The organism is Streptomyces sp. NPDC001617, assembly GCF_053596855.1.
Genome location: NZ_JBSFHA010000029.1, coordinates 1 through 25,990, shown reverse-complemented (window position 1 = coordinate 25,990; position 25,990 = coordinate 1). Strand labels below are relative to the sequence as shown.

25 protein-coding genes and 3 pseudogenes are annotated in these 25,990 nt (G+C 70.5%); 12 read left to right on the top strand and 16 right to left on the bottom strand.

Annotated features, from left to right (window positions below; translation table 11 throughout):
* Nucleotides 1-45: 45 nt before the first annotated feature.
* Entirely contained in the window at nt 46-717 is a 672-nt protein-coding gene (gene nucS, locus ACWC09_RS22555) for an endonuclease NucS (RefSeq protein WP_450852360.1), read from the bottom strand.
* 256 nt (nt 718-973) lie between these two features.
* On the opposite strand from nucS, the gene ACWC09_RS22550 reads away from it, so the two are divergent.
* Nucleotides 974-1,366, top strand: a complete 393-nt coding sequence (locus tag ACWC09_RS22550; RefSeq protein WP_356357096.1) for an SCO5389 family protein — start codon at nt 974-976, stop codon at nt 1,364-1,366.
* A gap of 104 nt (nt 1,367-1,470) precedes the next feature.
* On the opposite strand, the gene ACWC09_RS22545 is transcribed toward ACWC09_RS22550, so the two are convergent.
* Nucleotides 1,471-2,499, bottom strand: a complete 1,029-nt coding sequence (locus ACWC09_RS22545; RefSeq protein WP_450852359.1) for an LLM class flavin-dependent oxidoreductase — start codon at nt 2,497-2,499, stop codon at nt 1,471-1,473.
* Nucleotides 2,500-2,719: 220 nt separating this feature from the next.
* Between ACWC09_RS22545 and ACWC09_RS22540 the strand changes: the two genes are divergently transcribed.
* Nucleotides 2,720-3,061 (top strand): ATP/GTP-binding protein, encoded by a 342-nt coding sequence (locus ACWC09_RS22540; RefSeq protein ID WP_450852358.1) that lies wholly within the window; start codon nt 2,720-2,722, stop codon nt 3,059-3,061.
* 7 nt (nt 3,062-3,068) lie between these two features.
* Here the strand turns inward: ACWC09_RS22540 and ACWC09_RS22535 are convergent, their stop codons facing one another.
* From ACWC09_RS22535 to mce, 7 genes are all read right to left on the bottom strand, one after another.
* Nucleotides 3,069-3,944 (bottom strand): ABC transporter permease, encoded by an 876-nt coding sequence (locus tag ACWC09_RS22535; protein ID WP_450852357.1) that lies wholly within the window; start codon nt 3,942-3,944, stop codon nt 3,069-3,071.
* On the bottom strand, nt 3,941-5,314 hold the full coding sequence (locus ACWC09_RS22530) for an ATP-binding cassette domain-containing protein (protein ID WP_450852356.1): 1,374 nt from the start codon (nt 5,312-5,314) through the stop codon (nt 3,941-3,943). The genes ACWC09_RS22535 and ACWC09_RS22530 overlap by 4 nt, the downstream gene beginning before the upstream one ends.
* Nucleotides 5,315-5,461: 147 nt before the next feature.
* Complete coding sequence (locus ACWC09_RS22525) at nt 5,462-6,232, bottom strand: ABC transporter permease (protein ID WP_450852355.1); 771 nt, start codon at nt 6,230-6,232, stop codon at nt 5,462-5,464.
* 2 nt (nt 6,233-6,234) lie between these two features.
* The gene (locus ACWC09_RS22520) at nt 6,235-7,194 is read right to left on the bottom strand and encodes an ABC transporter ATP-binding protein (RefSeq protein ID WP_450852354.1); all 960 of its coding nucleotides are present in this window, start codon (nt 7,192-7,194) and stop codon (nt 6,235-6,237) included.
* A 316-nt stretch (nt 7,195-7,510) separates the two neighbouring features.
* Nucleotides 7,511-8,446 carry a cellulose-binding protein gene (locus tag ACWC09_RS22515; RefSeq protein WP_450852353.1) on the bottom strand — a complete coding sequence of 312 codons (936 nt, stop codon included), beginning with the start codon at nt 8,444-8,446 and terminating at the stop codon, nt 7,511-7,513.
* A 207-nt stretch (nt 8,447-8,653) separates the two neighbouring features.
* Nucleotides 8,654-12,538, bottom strand: a complete 3,885-nt coding sequence (gene scy / locus ACWC09_RS22510; RefSeq protein ID WP_450852352.1) for a polarized growth protein Scy — start codon at nt 12,536-12,538, stop codon at nt 8,654-8,656.
* Between the two features lie 210 nt (nt 12,539-12,748).
* Nucleotides 12,749-13,189 (bottom strand): methylmalonyl-CoA epimerase, encoded by a 441-nt coding sequence (gene mce, locus ACWC09_RS22505; RefSeq protein ID WP_367320744.1) that lies wholly within the window; start codon nt 13,187-13,189, stop codon nt 12,749-12,751.
* 148 nt (nt 13,190-13,337) lie between these two features.
* On the opposite strand from mce, the gene ACWC09_RS22500 reads away from it, so the two are divergent.
* From ACWC09_RS22500 to ACWC09_RS22485, 4 genes and pseudogenes are all read left to right on the top strand, one after another.
* Nucleotides 13,338-14,540, top strand: a complete 1,203-nt coding sequence (locus ACWC09_RS22500; RefSeq protein ID WP_450852351.1) for an acetyl-CoA C-acetyltransferase — start codon at nt 13,338-13,340, stop codon at nt 14,538-14,540.
* A 35-nt stretch (nt 14,541-14,575) separates the two neighbouring features.
* Complete coding sequence (gene meaB, locus ACWC09_RS22495) at nt 14,576-15,532, top strand: methylmalonyl Co-A mutase-associated GTPase MeaB (protein ID WP_450852350.1); 957 nt, start codon at nt 14,576-14,578, stop codon at nt 15,530-15,532.
* A 172-nt stretch (nt 15,533-15,704) separates the two neighbouring features.
* Nucleotides 15,705-16,382: pseudogene (locus ACWC09_RS22490) on the top strand (MFS transporter); the annotation flags it as partial.
* Between the two features lie 15 nt (nt 16,383-16,397).
* On the top strand, nt 16,398-17,651 hold the full coding sequence (locus tag ACWC09_RS22485; RefSeq protein WP_450852433.1) for an MFS transporter: 1,254 nt from the start codon (nt 16,398-16,400) through the stop codon (nt 17,649-17,651).
* Between the two features lie 59 nt (nt 17,652-17,710).
* On the opposite strand, the gene ACWC09_RS22480 is transcribed toward ACWC09_RS22485, so the two are convergent.
* Nucleotides 17,711-18,169: a DUF4279 domain-containing protein gene (locus tag ACWC09_RS22480; protein WP_450852349.1), complete on the bottom strand. Its 459-nt coding sequence runs from the start codon at nt 18,167-18,169 to the stop codon at nt 17,711-17,713.
* Between the two features lie 57 nt (nt 18,170-18,226).
* Complete coding sequence (locus ACWC09_RS22475) at nt 18,227-19,423, bottom strand: IS110 family transposase (protein WP_450852348.1); 1,197 nt, start codon at nt 19,421-19,423, stop codon at nt 18,227-18,229.
* 235 nt (nt 19,424-19,658) lie between these two features.
* Between ACWC09_RS22475 and ACWC09_RS22470 the strand changes: the two are divergent.
* Nucleotides 19,659-19,867: pseudogene (locus ACWC09_RS22470) on the top strand (ATP-binding protein); the annotation flags it as partial.
* Here the strand turns inward: ACWC09_RS22470 and ACWC09_RS22465 are convergent.
* The 4 genes from ACWC09_RS22465 to ACWC09_RS22450 form a co-directional block, all read right to left on the bottom strand.
* Complete coding sequence (locus tag ACWC09_RS22465; RefSeq protein ID WP_450852347.1) at nt 19,821-20,297, bottom strand: MarR family winged helix-turn-helix transcriptional regulator; 477 nt, start codon at nt 20,295-20,297, stop codon at nt 19,821-19,823. The pseudogene ACWC09_RS22470 and the gene ACWC09_RS22465 overlap by 47 nt on opposite strands.
* Before the next feature lie 95 nt (nt 20,298-20,392).
* Entirely contained in the window at nt 20,393-21,190 is a 798-nt protein-coding gene (locus tag ACWC09_RS22460; protein WP_450852432.1) for an AIM24 family protein, read from the bottom strand.
* A 2-nt stretch (nt 21,191-21,192) separates the two neighbouring features.
* Nucleotides 21,193-21,843, bottom strand: a complete 651-nt coding sequence (locus tag ACWC09_RS22455) for an AIM24 family protein (protein ID WP_450852346.1) — start codon at nt 21,841-21,843, stop codon at nt 21,193-21,195.
* Between the two features lies 1 nt (nt 21,844).
* Nucleotides 21,845-22,477 carry an AIM24 family protein gene (locus tag ACWC09_RS22450; protein ID WP_450852431.1) on the bottom strand — a complete coding sequence of 211 codons (633 nt, stop codon included), beginning with the start codon at nt 22,475-22,477 and terminating at the stop codon, nt 21,845-21,847.
* A 158-nt stretch (nt 22,478-22,635) separates the two neighbouring features.
* Between ACWC09_RS22450 and ACWC09_RS22445 the strand changes: the two genes are divergently transcribed.
* The 5 genes from ACWC09_RS22445 to ACWC09_RS22425 all read left to right on the top strand — a co-directional run bounded on the left by ACWC09_RS22445 (nt 22,636) and on the right by ACWC09_RS22425 (nt 25,498).
* Nucleotides 22,636-22,980, top strand: a complete 345-nt coding sequence (locus ACWC09_RS22445) for a DUF3817 domain-containing protein (RefSeq protein ID WP_450852345.1) — start codon at nt 22,636-22,638, stop codon at nt 22,978-22,980.
* Nucleotides 22,977-23,270, top strand: coding sequence for an MTH1187 family thiamine-binding protein (locus tag ACWC09_RS22440; protein ID WP_450852344.1), 294 nt, complete (start codon nt 22,977-22,979; stop codon nt 23,268-23,270). Before ACWC09_RS22445 ends, ACWC09_RS22440 begins: the two co-directional genes overlap by 4 nt.
* 142 nt (nt 23,271-23,412) lie before the next feature.
* Entirely contained in the window at nt 23,413-24,174 is a 762-nt protein-coding gene (locus ACWC09_RS22435) for a hypothetical protein (RefSeq protein WP_450852430.1), read from the top strand.
* Nucleotides 24,171-24,857, top strand: a complete 687-nt coding sequence (locus tag ACWC09_RS22430) for a DUF4166 domain-containing protein (protein ID WP_450852343.1) — start codon at nt 24,171-24,173, stop codon at nt 24,855-24,857. The genes ACWC09_RS22435 and ACWC09_RS22430 overlap by 4 nt, the downstream gene beginning before the upstream one ends.
* On the top strand, nt 24,854-25,498 hold the full coding sequence (locus tag ACWC09_RS22425) for a TetR/AcrR family transcriptional regulator (protein WP_450852342.1): 645 nt from the start codon (nt 24,854-24,856) through the stop codon (nt 25,496-25,498). Before ACWC09_RS22430 ends, ACWC09_RS22425 begins: the two co-directional genes overlap by 4 nt.
* 123 nt (nt 25,499-25,621) lie before the next feature.
* On the opposite strand, the pseudogene ACWC09_RS22420 reads toward ACWC09_RS22425, so the two are convergent.
* A pseudogene (locus tag ACWC09_RS22420) lies at nt 25,622-25,990 on the bottom strand (hypothetical protein); the annotation flags it as partial.

Below are 25,990 nucleotides of genomic sequence, written 5' to 3'. Positions count from 1 at the left end.
GCCGGGTTCCTGGAAAGAACCCGGCCCCCACTCTCGTAGAACCGCCTAGAACAGCCGCAGCTTGTCGTCCTCGATGCCCCGCAGCGCGTCGTAGTCCAGCACCGCGCACCCGATCCCGCGGTCGGTCGCCAGGACCCGTGCCTGCGGCTTGATCTCCTGCGCCGCGAAGATGCCGCGGACCGGGGCGAGATGGGGGTCGCGGTTCAGCAGCTCCAGGTAGCGCGTGAGCTGCTCCACGCCGTCGATCTCGCCGCGCCGCTTGATCTCCACCGCGACCGTCTGCCCGTCCGCGTCCCGGCAGAGGATGTCGACGGGCCCGATGGCGGTCATGTACTCGCGCCGGATGAGGGTGTAGCCGTCGCCGAGGGTCTCGATGCGGTCGGCGAGGAGTTCCTGGAGGTGTGCTTCCACGCCGTCCTTGATCAGGCCGGGATCGACGCCGAGTTCGTGCGAGGAGTCGTGGAGGATCTCCTCCATCGTGATGATGAGTTTCTCGCCCGCCTTGTTGATGACGGTCCAGACGCCTTCGTCGTCGTCCGCGCCCTCCTTCAGTGTGCAGGGCGGGGACATCCAGTTCAGCGGCTTGTAGGCACGGTCGTCCGCATGGATCGACACGCTGCCGTCCGCCTTCACCAGGATCAGGCGGGGCGCCGAGGGGAGATGGGCGGTGAGCCGGCCCGCGTAGTCGACGGAGCATCGGGCAATGACGAGACGCATGGTCGGCAACGCTACTCGACGGGCACCGGTGCACGCGATTCGCCCCGTAAAACCACTGACCACCCCTGTTCAGTTGTGGCCGATTGTGTGCCTAAAGAGGAGTCCCTATGTACGCAATCTCCTGGTGCCGTCACCGTCCGTTGCCTACCGTAGTAACCGGGAGGTCGCGAGGCATGTACTGAGCGTGTTCGGCATCGCGAACTCCCTTTTCTGTCCGGCAACCCCTGTCGACCACGGGGGTGCGAGAGGAGAACCCATGTCGCTCGACGTCTCACCGGCCCTACTCGAAAAGGCCGAGCGAGGCGAGGTCGACGAAGCGGAATTCGTCGACTGCGTCCGGACCTCCCTGCCCTACGCATGGGAGATGATCAGCTCCCTGGTGGCCCAGCTGAAGGTGGACGGTGGACAGTTCGCCGACAACCAGACGCCCCCGCCGGACGAGCAGGCACGCGGTCAGCTGCTGCGTGCGCTCGCGAGTGACGCGATACGCGGCGCGCTCCAGCGGCACTTCGGTGTCCGGCTGGCTTTCCAGAACTGCCACCGAGTGGCGGTGTTCCCGTTGGACTCGACCGTCGACGAGACGCTGGCGCGCTTCACCTCGGTCCGCAGTCAGCTGCTCAACCAGTCCCCGGAGTTCCGGGACTGCTGACCAGCAAGCCGCTTGCTTGCCGCTCCGTACGCGGGAGGTGCATCAGTACCGGAGCGGCAAGCTCCTTGCAGGACGGGGCCGGTCGACATCCCCGTCGGAGAGATTCAGCCGAGATGGGGGAGCACTTCGGCACCCAGCCGCCGTACGTTCTCCTCGGTGGCCGCCAGGTCTCCCGAGCCCTCGACCAGGAGGGCGAAGCGGTAGATGCCGGTGCGCTCGCTGGTCGCCGCGAGCCGGTCGGCGCACAGCCGCGGGGTGCCCACCGGGTGCAGCCCGCAGAGCAGTTCGGTGTACGCCAGCGGGTCGCGCATCTGCCGCAGCCGGCCGTCCACCGTGACATGCGCTTCCAGCCCCTGCTTCAGCCAGCCCGGCATCGCCTTCGTCAGCGCCTCCACCGCGTCCGTGCGCCGGTCCGCGATCTGGCAGACGCCGGCCGACACATGCGCGGCGCCGACGACCCGCTCCGGGGCGTGTCCGGCCGCGCGCGCCAACTGCCGCCACAGGGCGACCATTTCCGCCTTCTCCTCGTCCCCGACATGCATCCCGAGCAGCATCGGCAGCCCGCGCTCGGCGGCCAGCCGCACGCTCTTCGGGGAGGTGCACGCGACGACGACCTCCGGACCTTTTGCCTCCGACAGGGACTCCGACGGCCTTGGTACGACGGGCACTTCGCGGAAGCCGAACCGGTCTCCCGTGGCCCCGACGGACGGTTCGCGCAGCCAGCGCACCAGCAGATCGAGTGATTCCGGGAACCCTTCCTCGTAGGCCGCCAGACCCGATCCGAACACCTCCAGGTCGACCCATGGCCCGCCGCGCCCCACGCCCAGCGAGAACCTCCCGCCGGAGGTGATGTGCAGCAGCGCGGCCTGCTCGCCGAGCGCGACCGGGTGGACGGTGGGCAGTACGCTCACCGCGGTGCCGACCCGCAGCCGGCGGGTGCGGCCCAGCAGCAACGCCGCCAGCGTGATCGCCGACGGGCAGGTGCCGTACGGGACGAAGTGGTGCTCCGCCAGCCAGACCGAGTCAAGACCGGCCTCCTCGGCGACCTCGGCGGAGCGGACCGCGCGGTGCAGCGCCTCCCCCTGACCCTGTCCCGGGAACTGGGCCGCCAACACGAAACTTCCAACGCGCATTGCTTTTCCTGCTTCCTTGGCTCCGACGCGGAGCTCCCCCACCCGGCATAACCGTCTGACACGTGCCGAGGTCACGGCCTGGCGAAGAGATTTGCGGATTGTCTGCAGAACGGGCGGCGGCGGCCGGGGCCGAGCGGGTCGGTGCCCTACACGTACCCCGGTTGCGGACCCGTAGGCTGGACAGGACCCGTGCTTCCTGTATAGCCCCGTGAGGTGTCCCGTGTCCCCGCGTCGCAACCGACCCAAGGGATCCGACCCGTCGGGCTCGTCCGGCCGCAGCGCCGAGGACGACCGCCCCGGCCGCTACGGCGGCTGGCAGTCCACCGAGAGCTGGCAGGGCGAGGAGTGGAGCGTGCGGCACGTCGCGGGCGCGAGTGCGCAGGGCAAGACGTACCGCTGCCCCGGCTGCGACCAGATGATCCCCTCCGGCGTCCCGCACGTGGTGGCCTGGCCGGAGCACTCGGGCGTCGACGACCGCCGCCACTGGCACAAGGCGTGCTGGAACGCGAAGGACCGCCGCACCACGAGGGTGCAGCGGTCCCGTAACGCGCCGAAGTTCTGAGCGCGGGCTACACGTCCCGGCTCTGCAGCAGTGCGACCGCGCCGGCGAACGCGGCGGCCGTCACGCCGAGGGCGATCCACAGCGGGTCCCAGCCGGTGGGCCCGCTGTTGCTGAGGGAGTGCGTGTAGAAGACGCTCAACTGGCTCGGGATCGAGTAGTCGAAGAGGGCCTCGCGCACCGAGCTCAGCGATTCCGAGAACATGAACAGCGCCATGACCAGCGGGGCCAGCACGAGGGCGATCATGATGGTGATGGCGCCGGCGGAGTGCCGGATGATCGAGCCGACGAGCAGCGAGAGCAGCCCGAGCAGCGCGATGTAGAGGGAGATCCCGAGGGTCCCCTTCAGCCACTCGGACCCGGACGGCGCCTTGGCGCCCTGGAGCAGGGACACATCGGCGAGGGCGACGAGCAGCACGGACACGAACGTGACGCTGAATGCCACCGCGAAGAACACGATCGCCTTCGCCGCCAGCACGCGCGCGCGTGAGGGGCAGGCGGTCATCGTCGTGCGGATCATGCCGGTGCCGTACTCCGAGGCCGTGGTCAGCACGCCGAGCGTGATGATGCACATGCTGCCCAGCAGCAGCCCGAACACCCCGAAGGACAGCGGGTTCTCACCGGCCAGGCTCTGCTCGGAGGCCTGCGCGGACACGAGCGCGGCAACCAGCAGCCCGATCCCCGCGACCAGCACGACGAACACCCCGAGCGTCCACATCGTCGACCGCACCGACCGGATCTTCGTCCACTCGGAGGAGATCGCATGCCCGAGGTGCGTCCGCACGACGGGAATCGGCGAGGTGTAGCCGGGGTAGGGCGAACCGGCCCCGACCGCCTGCCAGTCGGGTACGGCGGCCTGCGGCATCGGGGGCTGCGGGGTACTCATCGGACGTCCTCGGGCTTGGTCAGGTCGGAGGGGGTGGCGGAGGCGGCCTGCGGCGCCTGGGCGGGCTGCTGCGGGGCGGCGGCTGTCGCGGGAGCCGGGGATGGGGGGACCGCAGGGGCGGGCGGGCCTGCCGGGGCTCCAGGGGCCCCCTGGGCGGGCGGCGCGGCGGACGGGGCCGTCGGGGCCGGGCCCTGCGGTACCGGGGCCCCCTGAGGCGCCTGAGGCGCCTGAGGTGTCGGCTGGGCGTACGGGTTGGACTGGCCCGCGCCCGGAGCCCCGTACAGGCCCGCAGGAGGCTGTCCGGGGCCGCCGTACGGGTGGGGCATCGCGAAGGGCTGGCCGCCCTGTTGTGGGGACGGCGGGGCGTACCAGCCCGGCTGGCCCTGGCCCGGTACCGGCATGGGGGGCTGGGCGCCGGGCGGGAGGGGCTGCATCAGGCCCTCCTTCTGGTCGGCCGTCGAGCGGTAGTCGACCGCGCCCTGCGTCATCCGCATGTACGCCTCCTCCAGCGAGGCCTGATGCGGCGACAGCTCCCACAGGCGTACGTCGGAGTCGTGCGCGATGTCGCTGATGCGGGGGAGCGGCAGCCCCGTGACGCGCAGCGCCCCGTCCTGCTCCGGCAGCACATGGCCGCCCGCCTCCGTCAGCGCCGACGTCAGCTTCTCGCGCAGCTGCGGCTCGGTGTCCGGAGTCCGCACGCGCGCGAAGTCGGCCGAGTTCGCGGAGATGAAGTCGCGGATGCTCATGTCGGAGAGCAGCTGTCCGCGCCCGATCACGATGAGGTGATCGGCCGTCAGCGCCATCTCGCTCATCAGGTGGGAGGAGACGAAGACCGTACGGCCCTCCGCCGCCAGCGCCTTCATCAGGTTGCGGACCCAGAGGATGCCCTCGGGGTCGAGGCCGTTCACCGGCTCGTCGAACAGCAGCACCTGCGGGTCGCCCAGCAGCGCCGCCGCGATGCCGAGCCGCTGTCCCATGCCGAGCGAGAAGCCCTTGGACCGCTTCTTCGCCACGTCCTGGAGACCCACGACGCCGAGCACCTCGTCCACCCGCCGGGCCGGGATACCGGACAGCTGGGCCAGGGACAGCAGGTGGCTACGGGCGGACCGGCCCCCGTGCACGGCCTTGGCGTCGAGCAGCGCGCCCACCTGACGAGGGGCGTTCGGCAGTTTCGCGTAGGGGTAGCCGGCGATCGTCACCTGCCCCGCCGTGGGGTTGTCCAGCCCCAGGATCATCCGCATCGTCGTCGACTTCCCGGAGCCGTTGGGCCCCAGGAAGCCGGTGACGGCACCGGGCCGTACCTGGAAGGAGAGGTTGTACACAGCGGTCTTGTCGCCGTAGCGCTTGGTCAGGCCGACTGCCTCGATCATGCTCCGCACCCATCGAGAGGTTCAGGACAGCGGGGCACACGCCCCCGTAAGGGTTAGGAGGATATCGAGCGGCTGACGGTTCCGCTCAAGAGCAAGTAAAAGGTTGGCCCCCGCCTGACACCTTCTGTCACGCGCTCACGACTCCGGTCATGCATCCCGCCGCTTGAGCAACGCGTATCCGCCGAGCAGCGCCGCTACCACCCACAGCACCATGATCCCGAGCCCGCCCCAGGGCCCGTAGGGAGTGTCGTCGTCGATCCTCGGCACCACCTGCATGATCTTGCTGCCGGCCTGGTCGGGCAGGAACCGGCCGATCTTCTTGGTCGCGGAGACGTTCCCCAGGATGTTGGAGATCAGGAAGAAGAACGGCATCAGGATGCCCAGCGACAGCATCGGCGAGCGCAGCATCGAGGCGACGCCCATGGAGAACACGGCGATGAGGGTCATGTAGATCCCGCCGCCGATGACCGCGCGCAGGACGTGTGCGTCACCGAGGGCCGCCCGGTGCGAGCCGAGCATGGCCTGTCCGAGGAAGAAGGCGACGAAGCCGGTCGCCATGGAGACGACGAGCGCGAGCCCGGTCGCCACCGCGATCTTGCTGAACAGGAAGGTCCCACGCTGCGGTACGGCGGCCAGCGAGGCGCGGATCATGCCGGTGCTGTACTCGTTGGAGACGACCAGCACCCCGAACACGATCATCGCCAGCTGTCCGAGGCTCATCCCGGCGAAGCTGATGTAGGTCGGGTCGAAGGAGAGCCGGTCCTTCTGGCTCATGTTGCCGAACTCGCGCTCCGACAGCGCCGAGATCAGCATGCCGAGGGCGATGGTGACGACCACGGCGAGGGACAGTGTCCACAGGGTCGAGGCCACCGACCGGATCTTGGTCCACTCGGACCGCACGACCTGGATCGCCGCCATGCTCAGCTCCTGTTCCAGTCGTCGCCCCACGCCTGGGGCTGCCGTTCGGCGGGCGTCTCGGAGTGCGCGTGGTACTCGACCGACTCCGCGGTCAGCCGCATGAACGCCTCCTCCAGCGAGGCCTGCTGCGGACTGAGCTCGTGCAGCACGATCTGGTGCTGCGCCGCCAGTTCCCCGATGCGCTCGGCCTTGCCCCCGTCCACCTCCAGCGCCCCGCTCCCGGACTCGACGACGGTGACCCCGGCCTCGTGCAGCACATCGAGCAGCCGCTCCCGCTGCGGGGTGCGGATACGGACGTAGGACCGCGAGTTCTCCTCGATGAAGCCGGACATGGAGGTGTCGGCGAGCAGCCTCCCCTGTCCGATGACGACCAGATGGTCGGCGGTCAGCGCCATCTCGCTCATGAGATGACTCGACACGAACACGGTCCGCCCCTGCGCGGCCAGCGATTTCATCAGGTTGCGGATCCAGTGGATGCCCTCGGGGTCGAGCCCGTTGACCGGCTCGTCGAACATCAGGATCCGCGGATCGCCGAGCAGCGCCCCCGCGATCCCGAGCCGCTGCCCCATGCCGAGCGAGAACCCCTTGGCCTTCTTCTTCGCCACGGCGGTGAGCCCGACCGTGTCGAGGACCTCCGCCACCCTGTTCTTCGGGATGCCGTTGCTCTGGGCGAGGCAGAGCAGGTGGTTGTAGGCGCTGCGCCCGCCGTGCATGGCCTTGGCGTCGAGCAGGGCGCCGATGTACTTGAGCGGGTCCTTGAGACGGTCGTAGTGCTTGCCGTCGATCCGCACATCGCCCGCCGTCGGCCGGTCGAGCCCGAGCATCATCCGCATCGTGGTGGACTTGCCGGCGCCGTTCGGCCCGAGGAACCCGGTCACGATGCCGGGTCTGACGGTGAAGCTGAGGTTGTTGACCGCCACCTTCTCGCCGTAGCGCTTGGTCAGGCCCGAGAGCTCGATCATGCGGCCACGCTAAGACGCCGGTTGGACCACTGCCACCCGGGCGGGCAGACAGAGGCCGACGCCGCCGGCAACAACCGTGAACGCCGTCGTCCAGGCGAAGGTGTGGGCGAAGGCCGGGTCCGTGCCGCCCCCCCCGCGTTGCAGCAGGACGGCGAGGACGGCCGTGCCGAAGGAGCCGCCGAGCTGCTGGACGACACGCTGCCCCGCGTCTCTCGGTACGCCCCGCCGGGCGAGCGCGATTGCGCAACGAGAGCCGGGTACGCCAAGGGCCCGCACCCTCGGGGGAGACGGTGCGGGCCCTTGATCGCGCTACTGGTTACCGGGACTGCTGAGCCGGAACCCCACGGGAGATCGGCTCGTCGTCGGCCGGTGAACCGGCCGCGGCCACCGCGGCGCCCGTGAGCGTGGCGAGCATCTCGCGGACGTTCGTCAGCTGGGCGTTGATCGAGTCGCGGCGGTTGGTCAGCGCAGCGAGCTCGCGCTCGGATTCCGAACGGATGCGGTCGGCCTTGGCGTTGGCGTCGGCCACGATGTCCTCGGCCTGGCGCTGGGCCGTCTCCACCGTCTGGCGGGCGCGGCGCTCCGCGTCCGTGCGCAGCTTCTCGGCCTCCAGGCGCAGCTGCTCCGCGCGGTGCTCGATCTCGGCGAGGCGCTTCTCCGCCTTGGCCTGACGGGACGCCAGGTCGCGCTCGGACTGCTCGCGGCGCTTGGCGAGGTTCGTCTCGAAGTCGGCGGCGGCCTGCGCGGCCTTGGCGCGGGTCTCCTCGAAGAGGGCGTCCGCCTCCTCACGCTTCGACTGCGCGTCCTTCTGCGCCTCGGAGCGCAGCTGCGACGCGTCACTCTTGGCCTTCTCGACGATCCGGACGCCTTCGTCCTCGGCCTTGGCCTTGCGCTCCGCGGCGAACGATTCCGCGTCGTTACGGACCTGCTGCGCCGCCGACTCGGCGAGCTCGCGGTGCTGCTCGGCCGCGCGCCGGGCCTCCTCGCGCAGATCCTTGGCCTCCTCCTCGGCGAGGCGGAGGATCTTCTCGACACGCGCGCCGAGGCCGGCGTACGACGGCTCGGCGTCGCTCACCTGCGCCTGGGCGTTCTGCGTCTCGAGATGGAGCTCCTCGATGCGCTTTTCCAGAGCGGTGATGCGGGCGAGAGCGCTGTCACGGTCGGAGACGAGCTTGGAGATGCGTTCGTCCACCTGAGCGCGGTCGTACCCACGCCGCACAAGCTCGAAGCCGTAGGGGGAAGTGTCGCTCATGGGGTTCCTGTCAAATGAGACCGGTGAGGTGATAGGGGGAATCCTAGGGGCCGAAGCGGTGTGTCATCGAGCGGATACGTGTTTGATCTGGAGAATGACACCCCTTTTGAGTGGCTGCCCCTGGGACGGCTCACCCGAAACCAGGTCAAAGGCCCCAGACGGCACCGGTTTTGAGTCTGTCGATCAGCTGTCCGACTGGCCGTACGGCTAGCCGTCCGACGGCTTACCCGAACGAGGGGCTCCCACGGCCGCGCCCGCCTTGACGCCACCGTCCTTGCCCCCCGCGGGGGCCTCGAAGGACTCCAACGCCTCCAGGACGTCCTGGACACGGGAGATCTCGGCGTTGATGTCCTCGCGCCGGCGCACCAGGATCTCCAGCTCGCGCTTTCCTTCCTCGACCGTGCGCTTGGCCTCGCGGATCGCCTCGGCCTTGAGCTCCTCGGCCTCCCGGACGAGGGTGTTCTTCTTCTGCTCGGCCTCCTTGAGCAGCCCCTCGGCCTTCTTCACGGCGGCGATACGGACCTTGCCGGCCTCCGAATTGGCCTCCGAGACCAGCTCCTTGGCCTTCGCCTGCGCCTTGGCCAGCTGCTCCTCGGAAGCCTTGATGAGCGCGTCGCAGCGGTCGCCGGTGGACTTCATCGTCTCGGCGGACTCACGGCGGGCCCGCTCGTGCAGCGCCTCGATCTCGCCCGTGATCCGGTCGCGCAGCTCCTCGGCGCGCTCCCGGATCTGGGTGGCGTCCCGGCGGGCGCCGACGAGCAGCTCGTCCGCGTCCGTACGGGCCTTCTCCACTCGCGCGTTGCCCTCGACCGTCGCCTCGGACACCAGTCGGTCGGCCTCCGTGCGGGCCGCGCCGACCATGGTGTCGGCCTGTGCCTCCGCCTCGGCGGTGGTCTTGTGGGCCTGCTGCTGGGCCTCGGTGAGCAGCTTGTCGGCCTCGGCGGTGGTCTCCGTGATGAGGGTGTCGACCTGCTCGGCCACGTCCTGGCGGCGCTTGTTGGCGTCCTTGCGGGACTCGTCGAGGGTCCGCGCCGCCTCCTCTCGCGCCGCGTTGACCAGCCGCTCGGCCTCCGCCGCGGCCTCCGCCTTGACCCGCTCGGACTCGCCCCGGACGCGCTCGGCGTGCTGCTGGGCGGAGCCGACCGTCTCGGCGGCCGCGGCCCGCAGCCGCTCCGCGTCGCCGGTGGCGTCCGAGATCAGCTTCTCCGCCTTGGCGATCGCCTCGGCCCGCACCCGCTCGGCCTCGGCGACCGTGTCGGTGCGCAGCTTGTCGGTGTCGCGGACGGTGTCCGAGGTGAGTCGCTCGGCCTCGTTGCGTGCCTCGGTGATGAGGGTGTCGGCCTGGGTCGCCGCGTCCGACCGGATGCGGTTGGCGTCCTCGCGGGCGTCGGCCCGGGTGCGCGAGGCGGCCTGGTCGGCCTCGGCAAGGGCGTCCGAAGCCTCCGTACGCACCCGCTGGGCGTGCTCGGCGGTCTCCGAGCGCAGCCGCTCGGCCTCCTCGATCGCCTCCGAAACGGTGCGCTCGGCAAGCGACTTGGCGGCGTCCGTCTCCACGGAGGCCTCGCGCCGGATGCGGTTGGCGTCCTCGGTGGCCCGCTCGCGCTCGGAGTAGGCGTCGGCGCGGACCCGGTCCGCCTCCTCCTGCGCCTCGCGCCGGGTGCGGTCCGCCGCGTGCTCGGCGGCGCTGCGCAGACCGGTGATCTCCTCCTGGGCCTGCTCGTGCAGCCCGGACACGGAGTCCCGAACCTGCTGGGCGTGCTGCTCGGCGGCCGACACCATCTCGTTCGCCCGCCGGTCCGCCTCCTCGACCAGCCGCAGCGCCTCGGTCTGCGCCTCCTCGACGCGGTTGCGCGCGGAGGCCAGCAGTTCCTCGCTCTGCTCGCGGGCCCGCCGGCGCTCCTCGTCGGCCTCGCCGCGCGCGGCGCCCAGCAGCTCCTCGGCCTCGCGGCGGCGCCGGTTGGCCTCCTCCTGCGCGGCGGCCAGCGTCTCGGACGCCTCGGTGCCGAGCCGCTCGGCGGCGGCCTGTGCCTCGGCCCGTACACGATCGGCGGTGTCCTGCGCCTCCGACTTCAGCCGCTCGGCCTCCGCCGCCGCCTCGGACCGCAGACGTACGGCGATCGCCTCGCCCTCGGCACGGGACGCGGACGCGTCCGACGCGGCCTCGTTGCGCAGCCGTTCGGCCTCCGCCTCGGCCTGCTGCTGGAGCGTACGGATGCGCTCGGCGGCCTCGGAGCGCAGCCGGTCGCTCTCCTCGGCGGCCTCGCGGCGGATGCGGGACGCCTCCTCGCGGGCGTCCGTCAGCGCCTGCTCGGCGGCGGCGAGGCGCTCCTCGGCGTCCGTGTGCAGCCGCGTCAGCTCGTCGGCGGCCTCCACGCGGCGGGCCTCTATGGCCCGCTCGGTCTCCTCGTGCAGCTCCCGGGCGGCCCGCTCGGCGTCGGCCTTGATGCCCTCGGCCTGCTCGACGACCTCCTCGCGGTGCCGCTCGGCCTCCTGCCGGGTGCGCTGCAGGGTCTCCTCGGCCTGCCGGCGCAGCGTGGTCGCCCGCTCGATGGCCTCCGTACGGACCTTCTCACTGTCCGTGGTGGCCTTCTGGCGCAGCTCGTCCGCGTCCTGCTTGGCCTTCGCCAGCAGCTCCTCGGCGGTCTTGGCGGCCTCCTCGATCTGCTGGACGGCTTCCCTGCGGGCCTCCGCGCGGATCCTCTCGCCCTCGGCGACCGCCTCGGAGCGCAGCTGCTCGGCCTCGCCGCGCAGCCGGCGCGCCTCCTCCTGCAGCTCGACCGTCTTGGCGCGGTACTCCTTGGTGTCGTCCTTCGCCGAACCCTTGAGCTGCTCGGCGATGTCGTGCGCCTCGGCGCGCAGCCGGTCCGCCTCGGCCTCGGCCTCGCGGCGGATCCGCTCGGCCTCCTCGGCCGCCGCCTTGGTCGTGTTCTGCGCGTCCTCCTGCGCCCGGTTGAGGACGTCCTCGGCCGTCTTGGCCGCCTTGGACAGCTGGGTGGCGCTCTCCTCGGCGGTGATCGTGCGGGCCTTCTCGGAGGCCTCGGCGACGATCTTCTCGGCCTCGGCGCGCGCGTCCGCGACGACCTGCTCGGCGTCCGACTTGGTGGTCTCGGCCTCCTTGGTGGCCTCCTCGACCAACCGGGCGACCTGCTCCTTCGCCGTACGCGTGCGCTGCTCGTTGGCCGACTCGGCGCTGGCCAGGGCCTTCTCGGCGGCCGCCGTGGCCTCGGTGACGAGCTTGTCGGCCTCGGCCTGCGCCTTGCGCAGTGCCTCCTCGGCCTCGGCCATCCGCTGCTCGGCGCCCCGGCTCATCTCCTGCGCCTGGCGGCGGGCCGAATCCGACTCCGTGGCAGAGGAGCTGCGCAGCTGCTCGGCGTGGTCGGTGGCCTCCTGGGCCTGCGTGGACGCGGCGTTCAGCAGCCGCTCGGCGTCCGTGCGGGCCCTCAGCAGCAGCTGCTCGGCCTCCGCGCGGGCCTTCTCGGCGTCGGCCTCCAGCCGCTGCCGTGCCTCGCTCGCGACCCGCTCGGCCTCCGCACGCGCGGCGGCCATGGCCTGCTCGGCCTCGGCACGCGACTCCTCGAGCAGCCGACGGGCCTGCGACTCGCTGCGAGCGCGCAGCTGTTCGGCCCACGCCACGTTCTCGTTGACGTGCGACTCGACGGTCTGCCGGCGCTCGGCCAGCTCCTGGTCCAGCTGCTGACGGCGGGTGACCGCCTCTTGGTGCAGCTCCGCCTGGAGCCGGGCCGCGTTCTCCGCGTGCTCCTGGAGGATGCGCTGGGTCTGCGCCCGCGCCTGGCTGAGCTCGCGCTCGGCGTCCTGGCGCAGCTGGTCGGCCTGGATCTGCGCGTTCCGCAGCAACTGTTCGGCCTGATAGCCGAGGTCCCCGCCACCGACGTCGTAGGCGGGCCGGGACATGATGGTGCGGCGCGCCTCGTGCAGCTTGGCGCGCAGCACCTCGACCTGGTAGCCGAGGTCCTCGGCGTGCTGAATCGCCTTTTCCCGCTCGGTCTTCAGCCGATCCATCTCGGCCTCGAACCGAGAGAGGTGGTCGACGTCAGCCGCCGGCTCTCGCTCCTGGCGTTCGTAGCCCCGCACTGCGCGGTCCCATCCGTCCCCTGGTCGCAAGTCTGGCCAAACGAGCTCCGTCCGTCCGCCGAACGGAACCCCCGGGGAATGGTGTCAGATCAATGGCGGAGCACGGGCTGCTGCCCCGACGCTCGCCCCCCGAAACCGGGCCCCGGCATGCGGCCACCCCCCTTTCCGGGAGCGACCGCCCCCAACCCTACCGGCCCATATGTACGAGGGTCAGTGCTCAGGTGACTCAACAGGCGCCGAAGTGACCAGTTCTGTCAGTACGCCGTGGCAATCCTTGGGGTGAAGGAAGGTGATCCGTGACCCCATGGAGCCGCGTCGCGGCTCTTCGTACAGAACGCGTACGCCCTTGTCGCGGATGTCCGCGGCCTCCCCGTCGACATCTGCCGTACCGAAAGCGATGTGGTGGACGCCCTCGCCGTTCTTGTCGAGCCACTTCGCGACCGTGGAGTCCGGCCGGGTCGGCTCCAGAAGCTGCAGGTAGGAGGCTCCGCCGTCGGAGGTATCGTTGATCTTGAGCATCGCCTCGCGGACGCCCTGCTCCTCGTTGACCTCGGAGTGGAACACCTCGAAGCCGTACGTGGCCCGATAGAACTCGACGGTCTTGTCGAGATCGAAACAGGCGATTCCGATGTGGTCGATTCGCGTCAGCATGTTTGTCAGTGCAGCGCGCTTCGGATGGTTACGCAACGTGCCAGCGATCACACCGACCGCCGGGTGACGGCACGGAGTGCCACTCAGTACATTCGAAGTAAACCCTCGTTCACTCCTCGGCAGTGCAGCCGGAAGGGGATCGCAGCTCATGTCTGGATCGAACAGCACGACCTCGGTGATCGTCGCGGGGGCGCGTACGCCCATGGGACGGCTGCTGGGCTCCCTCAAGTCCTTCTCCGGAGCCGACCTCGGCGGCTTCGCGATCAAGGCCGCCCTCGACCGTGCGGGGATCGGTGGCGACCAGGTGCAGTACGTGATCATGGGCCAGGTGCTCCAGGCCGGGGCAGGGCAGATCCCGGCGCGCCAGGCCGCAGTGAAGGCCGGCATCCCGATGAACGTCCCGGCGCTCACCATCAACAAGGTGTGCCTGTCCGGCCTCGACGCCATCGCCCTCGCCGACCAGCTCATCCGCGCCGGCGAGTTCGACGTGATCGTCGCCGGCGGCCAGGAGTCCATGACCAACGCCCCCCACCTGCTCCCGAAGTCCCGCGAGGGCTTCAAGTACGGCGCCATCGAGATGCTCGACGCCATGGCCCACGACGGCCTGACCGACGCCTTCGAGAACATCGCCATGGGCGAGTCCACGGAGAAGCACAACACCCGCCTCGGCATCGCCCGCCCCGAGCAGGACGAGATCGCCGCGCTCAGCCACCAGCGGGCGGCCGCCGCGCAGAAGAACGGCGTCTTCGAGGCCGAGATCACCCCGGTCGAGATCCCGCAGCGCAAGGGCGAGCCGGTCGTCTTCAGCAAGGACGAGGGCATCCGCGGCGACACCACGGCCGAGTCCCTCGGCAAGCTCCGCCCGGCGTTCACCCGCGACGGCACCATCACGGCGGGTACGAGCTCCCAGATCTCGGACGGTGCGGCGGCCGTGGTCGTGATGAGCAAGGCCAAGGCGCAGGAGCTGGGTCTGGAGTGGATCGCCGAGATCGGCGCCCACGGCAATGTGGCGGGACCGGACAACAGCCTCCAGTCCCAGCCGTCCAACGCGATCCTGCACGCCCTGAAGAAGGAGGGCCTGGAGGTCGAGGACCTGGACCTGATCGAGATCAACGAGGCCTTCGCCGCGGTCGCCGTCCAGTCAATCAAGGACCTCGGGGTGTCCACGGAAAGGGTGAACGTCAACGGCGGCGCCATCGCCCTGGGCCACCCGATCGGCATGTCCGGCGCCCGACTCGTCCTGCACCTGGCCCTGGAGCTCAAGCGCCGGGGCGGCGGTGTGGGCGCGGCCGCGCTGTGCGGCGGCGGCGGTCAGGGTGACGCGCTGATCGTCCGGGTACCCAAGGCCTGAGTTCTCTCGTACGCCGATCTCTGAACGGAGCTGTGATGCAGGACGTCCCCACGCTCGTCGCCCAGGCGAGGGAAGGCCGGCCGCGGGCCGTGGCCCGGCTGATCTCCCTGGTGGAGGGGGCGTCCCCGCAGCTCCGGGAGGTCATGGAGACGCTGGCCCCACTGACGGGCAACGCGTACGTGGTCGGCCTCACGGGCTCGCCGGGCGTCGGCAAGTCGACGTCCACCTCCGCGCTCGTCACGGCGTACCGCAAGCAGGGCAGGCGGGTCGGCGTCCTGGCCGTCGACCCGTCGTCCCCGTTCTCGGGCGGCGCCCTCCTCGGCGACCGGGTGCGCATGTCGGAGCACGCCTCCGACCCCGGCGTCTACATCCGCTCCATGGCCACCCGCGGCCATCTGGGCGGCCTCGCCTGGGCCGCCCCGCAGGCGATCCGCGTCCTGGACGCGGCGGGCTGCGACGTGATCCTGGTGGAGACGGTCGGGGTCGGCCAGTCGGAGGTCGAGATCGCCTCCCAGGCGGACACCTCGGTGGTCCTCCTGGCCCCCGGGATGGGCGACGGCATCCAGGCGGCGAAGGCCGGAATCCTGGAGATCGGTGACGTCTACGTCGTCAACAAGGCCGACCGTGACGGCGCCGACGCCACCGCCCGCGAGCTGAACCACATGCTCGGCCTCGGCGAGTCCCGCGGCCCCGGCGACTGGCGCCCGCCGATCGTCAAGACGGTCGCCGCGCGCGCGGAGGGCATCGACGAGGTGGTCGAAGCCCTGGAGAAGCACCGCGCGTGGATGGAGGAACACGGCGTCCTGACCGAGCGCCGACTCGCCCGCGCCTCCCGCGAGGTCGAGACCATCGCCGTGACGACCCTGCGCGAACGCATCGGTGACCTGCACGGCGACCGGCGGCTGAGCGCGCTGGCGGAACGGATCGTGGGCGGGGAACTGGACCCGTACCGCGCGGCGGACGAGCTGGTGGCGGGGCTGACACAGGGCTGACGGCGGGCTCTTCGCTGTTCAACTCCCCTCGGCCACTGTTACGTTGACCGACATGTACCTCCTCTTGGCATAGGGCACGCCCGGCCCGCGCACGGCACACGGTGACCGACCGCAGCCGGCGCGCGGCGATCAGGCGTCCCCTGTCCGCCTCGAGTCGAGGAACCGAACTCCCATGTCTTCCACACCGGTTGGACGGCCGTCGTACGCTGCCGTCCTGCATATCCCGTACGCCCGCCGCACGTTCGCGGCCGCCCTGCTCGGCAGGCTGTCCTACGGGATCGTCCCGCTGTCCGTGATGCTCGCCGTGACCCGCGCCTGCGGGTCCTACGCGGTGGCGGGCACCGCCATGGCGCTGTTCAGCGGAACCAGCGTCTTCCTGTCGCCCGCGAGGGCGTCCCTGATCGACCGCTACGGGCCGCGCCGCGCGCTGGTGCCGATGTCCGCGCTCTACGCCGCCCTGCTGGGGCTGCTGACGGCACTGGTCTGGCGCCCCGGCGCCGCCTCCCCGCTGCTCGTGGGAGCGGTGACCGCGGCGGCGGGCGCGTGCACGCCACCACTGGGTCCGACGATGCGGGCGGTGTGGGGCCGACTTGCCCCCGACCGGGCGCTGTTGCAGCGGGCGTACAGCCTCGACGGCGTCGCCGAGGAACTGCTGTTCGTCTCGGGGCCGTTGATCGTCGGGCTGGTGGTGGGGTTCGCACCACCGACGGTCGGGATCGTCGCCGGGACGGCCTTGATGGTGACCGGGGTCGGGTCGTTCGTCAGGTCACCGGCGGTGCGGCACATCCGACCGTCCGAACCGGAAGGCCGGCGGAGCGGAACCGATCGGGGTGTCCTACGGGCTCTTCTCGCCGGGTGGGGTGCTGTGCGGGGAGGGTTTACCGGGTGGGGTGCTGTGGGGCGGCCGCTCGCCGGGCGCGGCGCTCTGCGAGGACGGCTTGCCGGGCGGGGCACCCTGCGGCGGCCGCTGGCTGGATGGGGTGCTGTGCGGGGAGGGTTTACCGGGCCGGGCGCTGTGGGGCGGCCGCTGACTGGGCGCGGCGCTCTGCGAGGACGGTTCGCCGGGCGGGGTGCTGCGCGGGAACCGCTGAGCGGAGTCTCCGCCGGGCGGGGCGCTTGGCGCGGAGGCCGTCCCCGGCGTACGGGCGTGCGGGCGGGCGCTGCGCGGAACGTGCTGTGGGGCATCCTTCAGCCCGTCGTGGCCTCCGCCGGCGTGGGTCTCGCCCTCGGCGTCGTCGACCTGGTCGTCGTGGCCTTCGCCGAGCAGCGGCACTACGGCGACGACGCCGTGGCCTGGACGCTGGCCGCGCTGTCGGCCGGGAGTGCGGTCGGGGGCCTGCTCAACGGGGCCGTCGCCTGGCGTGTCCCGGCCCGGGCGCGGCTGGCCCTGACGCTCGCGGGCCTCGGCCTGGCGCTGGTCGGCGCCGGGCTCGCCTCCGGGCTCGGCACACTCGCCGTCGCTCTCGCGTGCGCCGGATTCTTCGTCGCGCCGGCCCTGACCACCGCCTACCTGATCGCCGACGAGACGGCCGCCCCCGAGGCCCGCGTCCGGGCCGGCGCCTGGGTCAACACGGGCGTGAACGCGGGCAGTACGGCGGGCGCGGCCGCAGCCGGCCTCATGGTGGGCGGCGTCCCGACGGCCCTGTGCTTCGCGGCGGCGGGCACGGCGGCCCTGCTGACGGCGGCGGCCGTGGGCGGAGGCGGCCGCGCCGGGCTCCGCCCAAAGGCAGGCCACGGGCACGCCCTCGAGCGAAGTTCTCCCGACACCGACTCTGGGGACGCCTTCGACCGGAGCGCCCGTTTCGCGGGTTCTGGGGATGCCTTCGACCGGAGCGCCTGTGACGCGGATTCTGGGGACGCCCGCAACCGGAGCGCCCGTTTCGCAGGCTCTGGGGACATCCGGGAGCGGAGGGCCCCTGGCACCGGTTCTGGGGACGCCTCCGAGCGGAGCGTCTGTGTCGCGGGTTCTGGGGATGCCGCTGACCGGAGCGGCCGTTTCGCAGGCCCGGGGGACATCCGGGAGCGGAGGGCCCCTGGCACCGGTTCTGGGGATGCCTCCGAGCGGAGCGTACGTGAGGTGTCGGATCGGGGCGGTGAGGAAGCCTTCCCCGCTTCCTAATGCTGTTGTCAAGCCGTCGGAGTGCGACGCGTGTGCGAGGTGAGTACGGGGTCATGTGTTCACGTGGTGTCCTCGGCTCCGGCCATGTCGTACTCGTCGATGTCGAGCTCGGCGCCGGTGGAGTTGAGGAAGTCCAGGACCTTGCGGTCCAGGTGCCAGCCGAAGAGGTTGGGGGCGTCCGCTGCGCCTGGCTGGCCTTGGTCGGTCTCGTTGAAGTAGCGCACGATTTGAAGCACTGCTCCGCCGCCGGTGCGGGCCAGATGCCTGGTGAGGTCGCAGATGCGGTCTGTGTGGGGCTGGAGTCTGTCGAGAATGCGGGTGATCTGCTCGTCGACGCGCAGACCCGGCTCCCTGCAGGCAACCATCCACGAGTGGTCGACCGGAACCACCGTCGGCTCGGTGAACCGGCTTCCGCGAACAGTCACCTCGTCAGGAGTGATGCCCAGCTGGGAGGTCATGTCGTCTGCCGAGGTGTGCCGGCTGAACAGTGCGAAGTAGGCGTACTGGCGAAGTGGCATCCCGTGGAGGATAGCCGCGCGAGAAGTGGGCCGACTGTGATTATGCGTGCCCGGCAGTCAGACAGCCTCGGTGACCGGAGGTGTGACCTGGTAGCACCGTCGGTCACGGATCAGGGCCCAGATGACGTTGACGCGTCGGCGGGCGAGCGCGAGCACGGCCTGGACGTGCTTCTTGCCTTCGGTGCGTTTGCGGTCGTAGAACTTCCGCGAGTTCAGGTCGTAACGGACGCTGACCAGCGCGGAGGTGTAGAAGACCCGCTGGAGTCTGCGGTGGTAGGTGACCGGCCGGTGGAGGTTGCCGCTGACCTTGCCCGAGTCGCGGGGCGCGGGGGCGACGCCGGCGAAGGCCGCCAGCGCGTCCGGGGAGTCGAACTCGTCCAGGCCGCCGCCGACAGCGGCCAGGAACTCCGCGCCGAGCACGGTGCCCATGCCCGGGACGCTCAGGACGATTTCGGCGAGCTCGTGCTCGTGAAACCGGCCCTCGATGAGCTTGTCCACCTCGGAGATCTGCTCGTTGAGGGCCATCACCTCCCCGGCCAGGGTGTGGACCAGCTTCGCGATGGTCTTCTCCCCGGGGATCGCGGTGTGCTGCCGCTCGGCCGCCTCGACGGCCGCGACGGCCAGAGCTCCGGCATTGCGGACCTTGCGGTTGGCCAGCCACGTCGTCAGCCGGGTGATCCCGGCGCGCCGGATCGCGGCTGGGGTCTGGTAGCCCGTCAGCAGCCTGAGCGGGCCGGTGTTGGTCACGTCCAGGGCCCGTTCCAGGGCCGGGAACATGCTCAGCAGTGTGCCGCGCAGGCGGTTGACCACACGGGTGCGGTCCGCAACCAGGTCGGCCCGGCGTCCGGTCAGCAGCTTGAGCTCGATGGCGGCTTCGTCGCCGGGGCGGATGGGCCGCAGGTCGCGGCGCATCCTCGCCTGGTCGGCGATCACGAAGGCGTCGCGGGCGTCGGTCTTGCCCTCGCCGCGGTAGCCGTCGGCCGCCCGGTTCACCAGCCGGCCGGGGATGTAGAGGACCTCCTGGCCGTGGTTGACCAGCAGCGCCAGCAGGAGCGCGGGCTCGCCGCCGGTCATGTCGATCGCCCAGGTGACCTCGCGGCCATCGGCCAGATCCAGGACGTCACCGATCAGCTTCAGCAACTCGGGCTCGTCGTTGGCGACCCGCCGCGACAGCAGCGTCTTGCCCTCGGCATCCAGGGCGAGGCTGTGATGGTGGCCCTTGCCGCTGTCGATCCCCGCCCATATCCGGCTCATCGTGCTCCTGACGTACGTGTTTGCTCTGTTCGTGCCACGGACGACCTCGCCGGCATTGCTCTACGCAGCGACTTGTTCGCACTTCCTAATCGGCGGCCGAGTCGTCGTGGGGTGCCGGGCGGCGAAGCAAGGAAAGCCACGAGACGGCAGCCGCCTGATAGCCACACCCAGCACCCCTGGGCGACCCAACCCTACGAATGGCTCGATCAACCCGATCAAGACGGTAGAGCCGCCTGACCGTCGCAGCCGGGACGGCGGTGGCGCCGGTCTGGGCCTCGCCATCGCCCGGGACGTCGCCGCATGCCACGGCGGCACGCTCACGGCCGCAACGCGCCGACAGGCGGAGCCCTGTTCGAGCTCCGCCTGCCGATCGCCGCGTCGGGTGGTCAGTCGATGGTCAGGGACGCCCCCGCTGCCCGCGCAGGTGCTGTGCGACGGGCTTGAGCGCCTTGTCGAGTTCCGACAGGGACTCGGGGGCCAGGAGATCGATGAAGTGCCTCCGCACAGACGCCACATGATGCGGCGCGACCTTCTTCATCGTCTCCATGCCGTGCTCGGTCAGGACCGCGTAGAGCCCGCGCCGGTCGGACTCGCAGTTCTCGCGGCGGACCAGGTTCGCGTTCTCCATGCGGGTGATCTGGTGGGAGAGGCGGCTCTTGGACTGGAGGGTGGCGGACGCGAGGTCGCTCATCCGCATCCGTACATCCTCCGACTCGGAGAGATTCACCAGGATCTCGTAGTCGTTCATTGTCAGGCCGAACGGCTGCAGGTCCTTTTCGAGCTGGTACGTCAACAGCCTGTTGACCTCCAGGTGGGTGCGCCAGGCGCACTGCTCCGCATCGGTCAGCCAGGGCGTGGCCGTCTCGGTCTCCATGAATGAAGTCTACCTAAGAGGTTGAAAAGCGAACTAGTGAGGGTTTTCGCGTGACGGCGCGCACACGTTCGACGTCACACTCCGCAGACTACCGCTCACAGCCCGAAGCGACGCTGGAGGTCCCCCAGCTGTCCGGGAAGGCGCGGTACGCCTGCTTGCTGTGAGGGGCCTGTGGGCACCCCACCGCCACCGGGCACGCCCGGCTCGTGAGGAACCGCCCCCGTGGCCTGCTCGGCCATGAGGGTCTCGGACGACTGGAGCAGGACCGTGCCCGCCCCGACGAACTCGAACTGGTGCTCCTCCCCGGAGGCTCCGCCGAGGCCCGTCATCGCACGTAGACCGCCCATGAGGCCCGTCATGTAGCCGTGGTCGTAGTGATGACACGGCGACGGGCAGTCGGCCCACCCGACGAGCGCCTGCGGATCCACCCGGATCGGGGGTTCCATGAACACCACCGGACCGTTAGATGCGGCCACGAACTTTCCGGTTCCGATCAGTGTCAGAAAACCCGGCACGATCGACTGCTTGAGCGCGAGACTTGGCTGAAAAGCGAGCAGATTGCCGGAGCGAATGGTCAGGTTGCCGTCTTCGAGGTCGTACGAGTTCACATCGAAGGCCCGGTCGGCGAGGAGCATCTTGCCCGAGCCCTCGGCCACGACCCAGTCGCTCGCGTGCAGTGGCGAATGAAAGGACGTACGGACAAGTCGGTCGAGTCGGCCGTGTCCGATCCCGTTGAACTCCATCGCCCCGTAGTAGGCGATCATCTTCCCCTTCTGCAGGAACCACTGGCTCCCCTTGAGCTCGACGCAGAAGGTGTACTTGTTCACGTTGTCGTCGACCGGCAGTGTCATGGGGTCGTAGACCGTCGGCCCGGCGCCCGCAGCCCCGTACATGCTCACAGCTTCTCCTCCGAGGCCTGGACGTACACCGCACCGCTCCCGCTGAGCTCCAGCTGGAAGGCCTCGCCGGAGCCGCGCCCCACCATGTCCCGCCAGCCGAGCGCGGTGGACAGCTTGTTCCGCACATCCCCGTGGTGGGCGACATAGGCCTGCGGATCGACATGCACGGCCCGCCCCGGAGTGATCGGCAGCTCGAAAACGCCGCCGTGTGCCATGACGGCCACCGACCCGTGCCCCTTCAGGGTGGTGGTGAACAGCCCCTGCCCGGTGACCTGCCCCCGGACCATGCCCATCACCCCGCCCTGCGAGCCCATGAACATCGTCCCCTGCTGAAGGGTGCCCTCGAAGGCCAGCAGCCGGTCCGCCTCCACGTACAAGGTGTCCCCGGTGAGGTTGATGATCTGCACGTGATGCCCGCCGTGCCCGAACAGCACGGTCCCGCTGCCCTCGACGCTCATCAGGGGAGTCGCCTCATTGGCGACCCGGCGCCCGATCATCGACATGATCCCGCCCTGCCCGCCCTGCATATTGGGCGTGAAGGACACCTCGCCCTTGTAGGCGAGCATCGCACCGCGCTGACTGAACAACCGCTGCCCGGGCATCACGGTCGCCTCGACCATCTTGGAGTTGATCTCACGGAAGGCCATGTCACACATCCCCCGCGATGGTGTTCCGCTCGCTCGGTTGTACGTACACCAGCCCGTCCCCCTCGAACCGGATCTGGAAGGCCTCGCCCCCGCCCTCCCCGAAGAAGGTGCGAAACGTCACACCGGACTGAAACGACTGCCGCAGATTCCCCTGATGGGCGATGTAAGCCCCCGGATCGACGATCAACGGATACTGCGCACTCACCCGCAGCACGACCGCCGGCCCGTCCGACATGATCGCGGCCTGTCCATGCCCCTCCACGGTGGTCGTGAACAGCCCGTTCCCCTGCGAGGCCCCACGCAGCCCGGTGAAGGTGGTGCCCGTCCGCAACCCGGCGTCGGTCGCGAGCAGGTTGCTGGACTCCACGAACAGCTTGTCCCCCTGGAGGGCGACGAGATTGATCTCCGACGCACGATCGGCGAACCAGCAGGTCCCCTGTCCTCTCACCTCCATCACGGTCATCTGCTCACCGGTGAGGCGCCGCGTCACCATCCCGCGCAGCCCCTCGCCACCCCCGCTGAGCTTCTTGAACGCCATCTGACCGTCGTACGCGACCATCGAGCCGTTCTTCGCCTTCACGGCGTCCCCGGTCATGTCGACGGCGAGCACCTTGCTGCCTTGAAGTCGGAACATCGCCACGCTGTGAAGGTAGCCGCCGGACCGGTGATCGAACAGAACCCACGGGTGGAGAGGGACCCTGAGCACACCCTTAGGGAAACCGTTTGTCACAATGGGCGAACGCTTGTGCTTCCGTTCACAAAGAGCGACCTGTCTCCCACCGAAGGTGACCCGTGGACATCAAGACCGCCACCGCCCTCCGACGCCTGCGCCTCGTCTCGGCCCCCGAGGCCGTCTCGTTCCTGCTCCTGCTGGTCTGCTCGGTCCTCAAGCGGACCACGCCCTTCAACGGGGTGCCGGTGATGGGCATGGTCCACGGCGTGCTGTTCATCCTCTACGTGATCTTCTGGGCGGACGCCTGGAACCGCACCAAGTGGTCCCTGAAGACCGCGGCCCTCTTCTTCGTTCTCTCGGTCCTCCCGACCGGCGGCTTCTTCGCCGAGCGCAAGCTCAAGCGCGCCGCCGAGGACGAGGTCATCGCGGCCCGGGCCCGCAGGGAAGGGGTGGTGAGCGCATGATCGTCGCCTTCTCCGTGACCCCGCTCGGGGTCGGCGAGGACGTGGGCGAGTACGTCGCCCACGCCGTCCGCGTGGTCCGCGAGTCGGGCCTGCCCCACCGCACCGACGCGATGTTCACGTCCATCGAGGGCGAGTGGGACGAGGTCATGGACGTCGTCAGGCGCGCGGTGGCCGCCGTGGAGGAAAGAGCACCCCGCGTCTCCCTGGTCCTCAAGGCGGACATCCGCCCCGGCGTGACCGACGGCCTCACCTCCAAGGTGGAGACGATCGAGCGACATCTCGCCGGCTAGCAGCGCCCCCGAGCAGAACCCCGACCCACCCGGGCCGGGGTTTTCTCGTACCCGCCCTTTGAGCGATCGCTCAAAAACCCGTATCCTCATGTCCACGACCTTTGAGCATGCGCTCAAAAACCGGCTGACCTGGGGGAATCGCATGGCCCGCACAGGGCTCTACATTGAGGCGCGCATCCAAGCGCACCTCGACGACCTCTGGACCCACACCCAGAACCCCTCCCAACACCAGCGTTGGGACCTCCGCTTCACCGAGATCGCCTACCTCCCGCGCGTAGAGGGAAGGCCACAACACTTCCGCTACGCCACGCGCGTGCTGCCCTTCCTCAAGATCGCCGGCACCGGCATCTCGGCAGGCGAACGGGAACGCCCGGACGGCACCCGCACCTCGGCCCTCCGCTTCTCCTCCCCGCACCCGCTCTCACTCCTGGCCGAGGGCAGCGGCTACTGGCGCTACATCCCCGACGGGGACGGCGTCCGCTTCCTCACCGGTTACGACTACCAACCCCGCTGGGGCGCGTTCGGAAGGATCACGGACCGCCTCCTCCTCCGCCCTCTCATGGGCTGGGCGACAGCCTGGTCCTTCGACCGCCTCCGCCTCTGGCTGGAGCACGGCATCAGCCCCGAGCGAGCACGGCGCAACTGGCTCACCGAACTCCTCCTACGGGCCCTCGCCACCACCCTCGCCTGCACGGCCTTCGGCTACGGCAGCCTGCTGCACCTCACCGCCCCACTGTCCCCGCTCCTCTTCTACGCCATACCGCCCCTGGCACTGGTAGCCCTTTCGCTGGCCCTCTTCGCACCCCCACTGCCCACCACCCCGGCCGCCCGCCGCTGCCTGCGCACGCCACCCCGGCGCACACGCGCTCCCCGACTCCTCCGCACCCTGGAGAGCCACCGATGACGACGACATCGATCTTCCGCACCGTCATGGGCGCCGACTTCGACAAGCTCCACCCCCAGCTCCAGCGCCGCTTCTCGGTCGGCCTGGCGAGCGGCGAGGCATGCACCGGCCGGGGCGTGATGGACCGGATCTGGCACGGCGGACCCTGGGTGAAGCCCTTCCTGGCCCTGGGCGGCACGCGCAACATCCTCGTCCCCAGACCCGGCCGCAAGGTCCCCTTCGTGATCGAGAACGTCCCGTACACGGACACCTTCGGCCGTGAGACGGTGACGTTCGTGCGCACCTTCGCCCTCCCCGGCCGCCCCCGCCGCTTCGACGCCCAGATGGTCATGAGCCCCAAGGGCGACCGCATCCTCGACTACCTGGGCACCCACCAACACCTCGCCACCGACCTCCACTTCCAGGCCGAGCCCGACGGCTCCCTCCTCATCCGCTCCGGCGAACACCGGTTCCGTGAGGGGGTGGTGGACGTGCGCGTGCCGGAGCTGATCGGCGCGAACGCCGAGGTCCGGGAGTCGTACGACGACACGGCCGGCCGCTTCCGCATCCGGGTCCGCGTGGTCAACAGGTACTTCGGGCCGCTCTTCGGCTATGAGGGCTCCTTCACGGCGACGTACACGGACATCCGCACCTGTGGCGTACGGCGCGGACTCCGGCCCGTGCGCGAGGAGCTGCGCGCGTGAGCGCAGAAACCGCCAAGTCCCAGGAGACGAAGACCAAACTCCTCCAGGGAGCGCTCAGGACGCTCACCGAGCAGGGCATCGCGAAAGCGTCGGCCCGCTCGATCGCGACGACGGCCGGCGTCAACCAGGCCCTGGTCTTCTATCACTTCGGTTCGGTCGACGAACTCCTCGCGGCGGCCTGCCGACACGGCACCGAGCAGCGAGTCGACCGGTACCGCGACCGACTCGACCGGATCGCCTCCCTCGGCGAACTCCTCGCCTTCGGCCGGGAGATGCACGAGGAGGAGAAGGCGGCCGGACATGTGGCGGTCCTCGGCCAGCTGCTGGCCGGCGCGCAGACACACGCCCCCCTCGCCCCGGCGACGGCGGCCGGCCTCGACCTCTGGATCGCCGAGATCGAGAAGGTCCTGACCCGCGTCCTGGCCCAGACCCCCTTCGGGGAGTTCGCCGACCCTGTGGGGCTGTCCCGGGCCGTGGCGGCGTCGTTCGTCGGCATCGAACTGTACGAGGGTGTCGATCCGGCGGGGGCGTACGCGGCCCTGGACGCGCTGGAGCAGTTGGGTGCCCTGATGGCGGCGCTGGAGGACCTCGGGCCGGTGGCCCAGCGGGCGGTTCGCCATCATCTGCGTCGTCGGCGGTGAGGGGTGGTTGTGCGCGGGAGGTTGTAGGGCGGGTGCGGGTGTGTGGGGGCTGGTCGCGCAGTTCCCCGCGCCCCTTGGGGCGTGCAGCGGGCCTGCGCCGCGTTGAGCCGTCCGGCACTCGGATCACAGTGCGGCGCCGTCGTGGCTGGTCGCGCAGTTCCCCGCCCCCCTGGCGGCGTGCGGGGGGCCTGCGCCGGGATGGGCCGTCAGTGGCCCGTGGATCACAGTGCGGCGCCGTCGTGGCTGGTCGCGCAGTTCCCCGCGCCCCCTGGCGGCGTGCGGGGGGCCTGCGCCGGGATGGGCCGTCAGTGGCCCGTGGATCACAGTGCGGCGCCGTCGTGGCCGGTCGCGCAGTTCCCCGCGCCCCCTGGCGGCGTGCAGGTAGTCGGCGTTTGCGATGTGGCCGTCAGTCGCCCGCGGCGAGAAGCCGGGACGGCCGTGGGCGGGTGCAGCCGCGTACGGCGGGAAGGGGACGGGGCGGGGGGTGTCCGC

Coding starts and splice junctions, on each gene's coding strand:
- nucS (WP_450852360.1), bottom strand. CDS start 717: ATGCGTCTCGTCATTGCCCGATGCTCCGTCGACTACGCGGGCCGGCTC.
- ACWC09_RS22550 (WP_356357096.1), top strand. CDS start 974: ATGTCGCTCGACGTCTCACCGGCCCTACTCGAAAAGGCCGAGCGAGGC.
- ACWC09_RS22545 (WP_450852359.1), bottom strand. CDS start 2,499: ATGCGCGTTGGAAGTTTCGTGTTGGCGGCCCAGTTCCCGGGACAGGGT.
- ACWC09_RS22535 (WP_450852357.1), bottom strand. CDS start 3,944: ATGAGTACCCCGCAGCCCCCGATGCCGCAGGCCGCCGTACCCGACTGG.
- ACWC09_RS22530 (WP_450852356.1), bottom strand. CDS start 5,314: ATGATCGAGGCAGTCGGCCTGACCAAGCGCTACGGCGACAAGACCGCT.
- ACWC09_RS22525 (WP_450852355.1), bottom strand. CDS start 6,232: ATGGCGGCGATCCAGGTCGTGCGGTCCGAGTGGACCAAGATCCGGTCG.
- ACWC09_RS22520 (WP_450852354.1), bottom strand. CDS start 7,194: ATGATCGAGCTCTCGGGCCTGACCAAGCGCTACGGCGAGAAGGTGGCG.
- ACWC09_RS22515 (WP_450852353.1), bottom strand. CDS start 8,446: ATGAGCGACACTTCCCCCTACGGCTTCGAGCTTGTGCGGCGTGGGTAC.
- mce (WP_367320744.1), bottom strand. CDS start 13,189: ATGCTGACGCGAATCGACCACATCGGAATCGCCTGTTTCGATCTCGAC.
- ACWC09_RS22500 (WP_450852351.1), top strand. CDS start 13,338: ATGTCTGGATCGAACAGCACGACCTCGGTGATCGTCGCGGGGGCGCGT.
- meaB (WP_450852350.1), top strand. CDS start 14,576: ATGCAGGACGTCCCCACGCTCGTCGCCCAGGCGAGGGAAGGCCGGCCG.
- ACWC09_RS22480 (WP_450852349.1), bottom strand. CDS start 18,169: ATGCCACTTCGCCAGTACGCCTACTTCGCACTGTTCAGCCGGCACACC.
- ACWC09_RS22475 (WP_450852348.1), bottom strand. CDS start 19,423: ATGAGCCGGATATGGGCGGGGATCGACAGCGGCAAGGGCCACCATCAC.
- ACWC09_RS22465 (WP_450852347.1), bottom strand. CDS start 20,297: ATGGAGACCGAGACGGCCACGCCCTGGCTGACCGATGCGGAGCAGTGC.
- ACWC09_RS22460 (WP_450852432.1), bottom strand. CDS start 21,190: ATGTACGGGGCTGCGGGCGCCGGGCCGACGGTCTACGACCCCATGACA.
- ACWC09_RS22455 (WP_450852346.1), bottom strand. CDS start 21,843: ATGGCCTTCCGTGAGATCAACTCCAAGATGGTCGAGGCGACCGTGATG.
- ACWC09_RS22450 (WP_450852431.1), bottom strand. CDS start 22,477: ATGTTCCGACTTCAAGGCAGCAAGGTGCTCGCCGTCGACATGACCGGG.
- ACWC09_RS22440 (WP_450852344.1), top strand. CDS start 22,977: ATGATCGTCGCCTTCTCCGTGACCCCGCTCGGGGTCGGCGAGGACGTG.
- ACWC09_RS22435 (WP_450852430.1), top strand. CDS start 23,413: ATGGCCCGCACAGGGCTCTACATTGAGGCGCGCATCCAAGCGCACCTC.
- ACWC09_RS22430 (WP_450852343.1), top strand. CDS start 24,171: ATGACGACGACATCGATCTTCCGCACCGTCATGGGCGCCGACTTCGAC.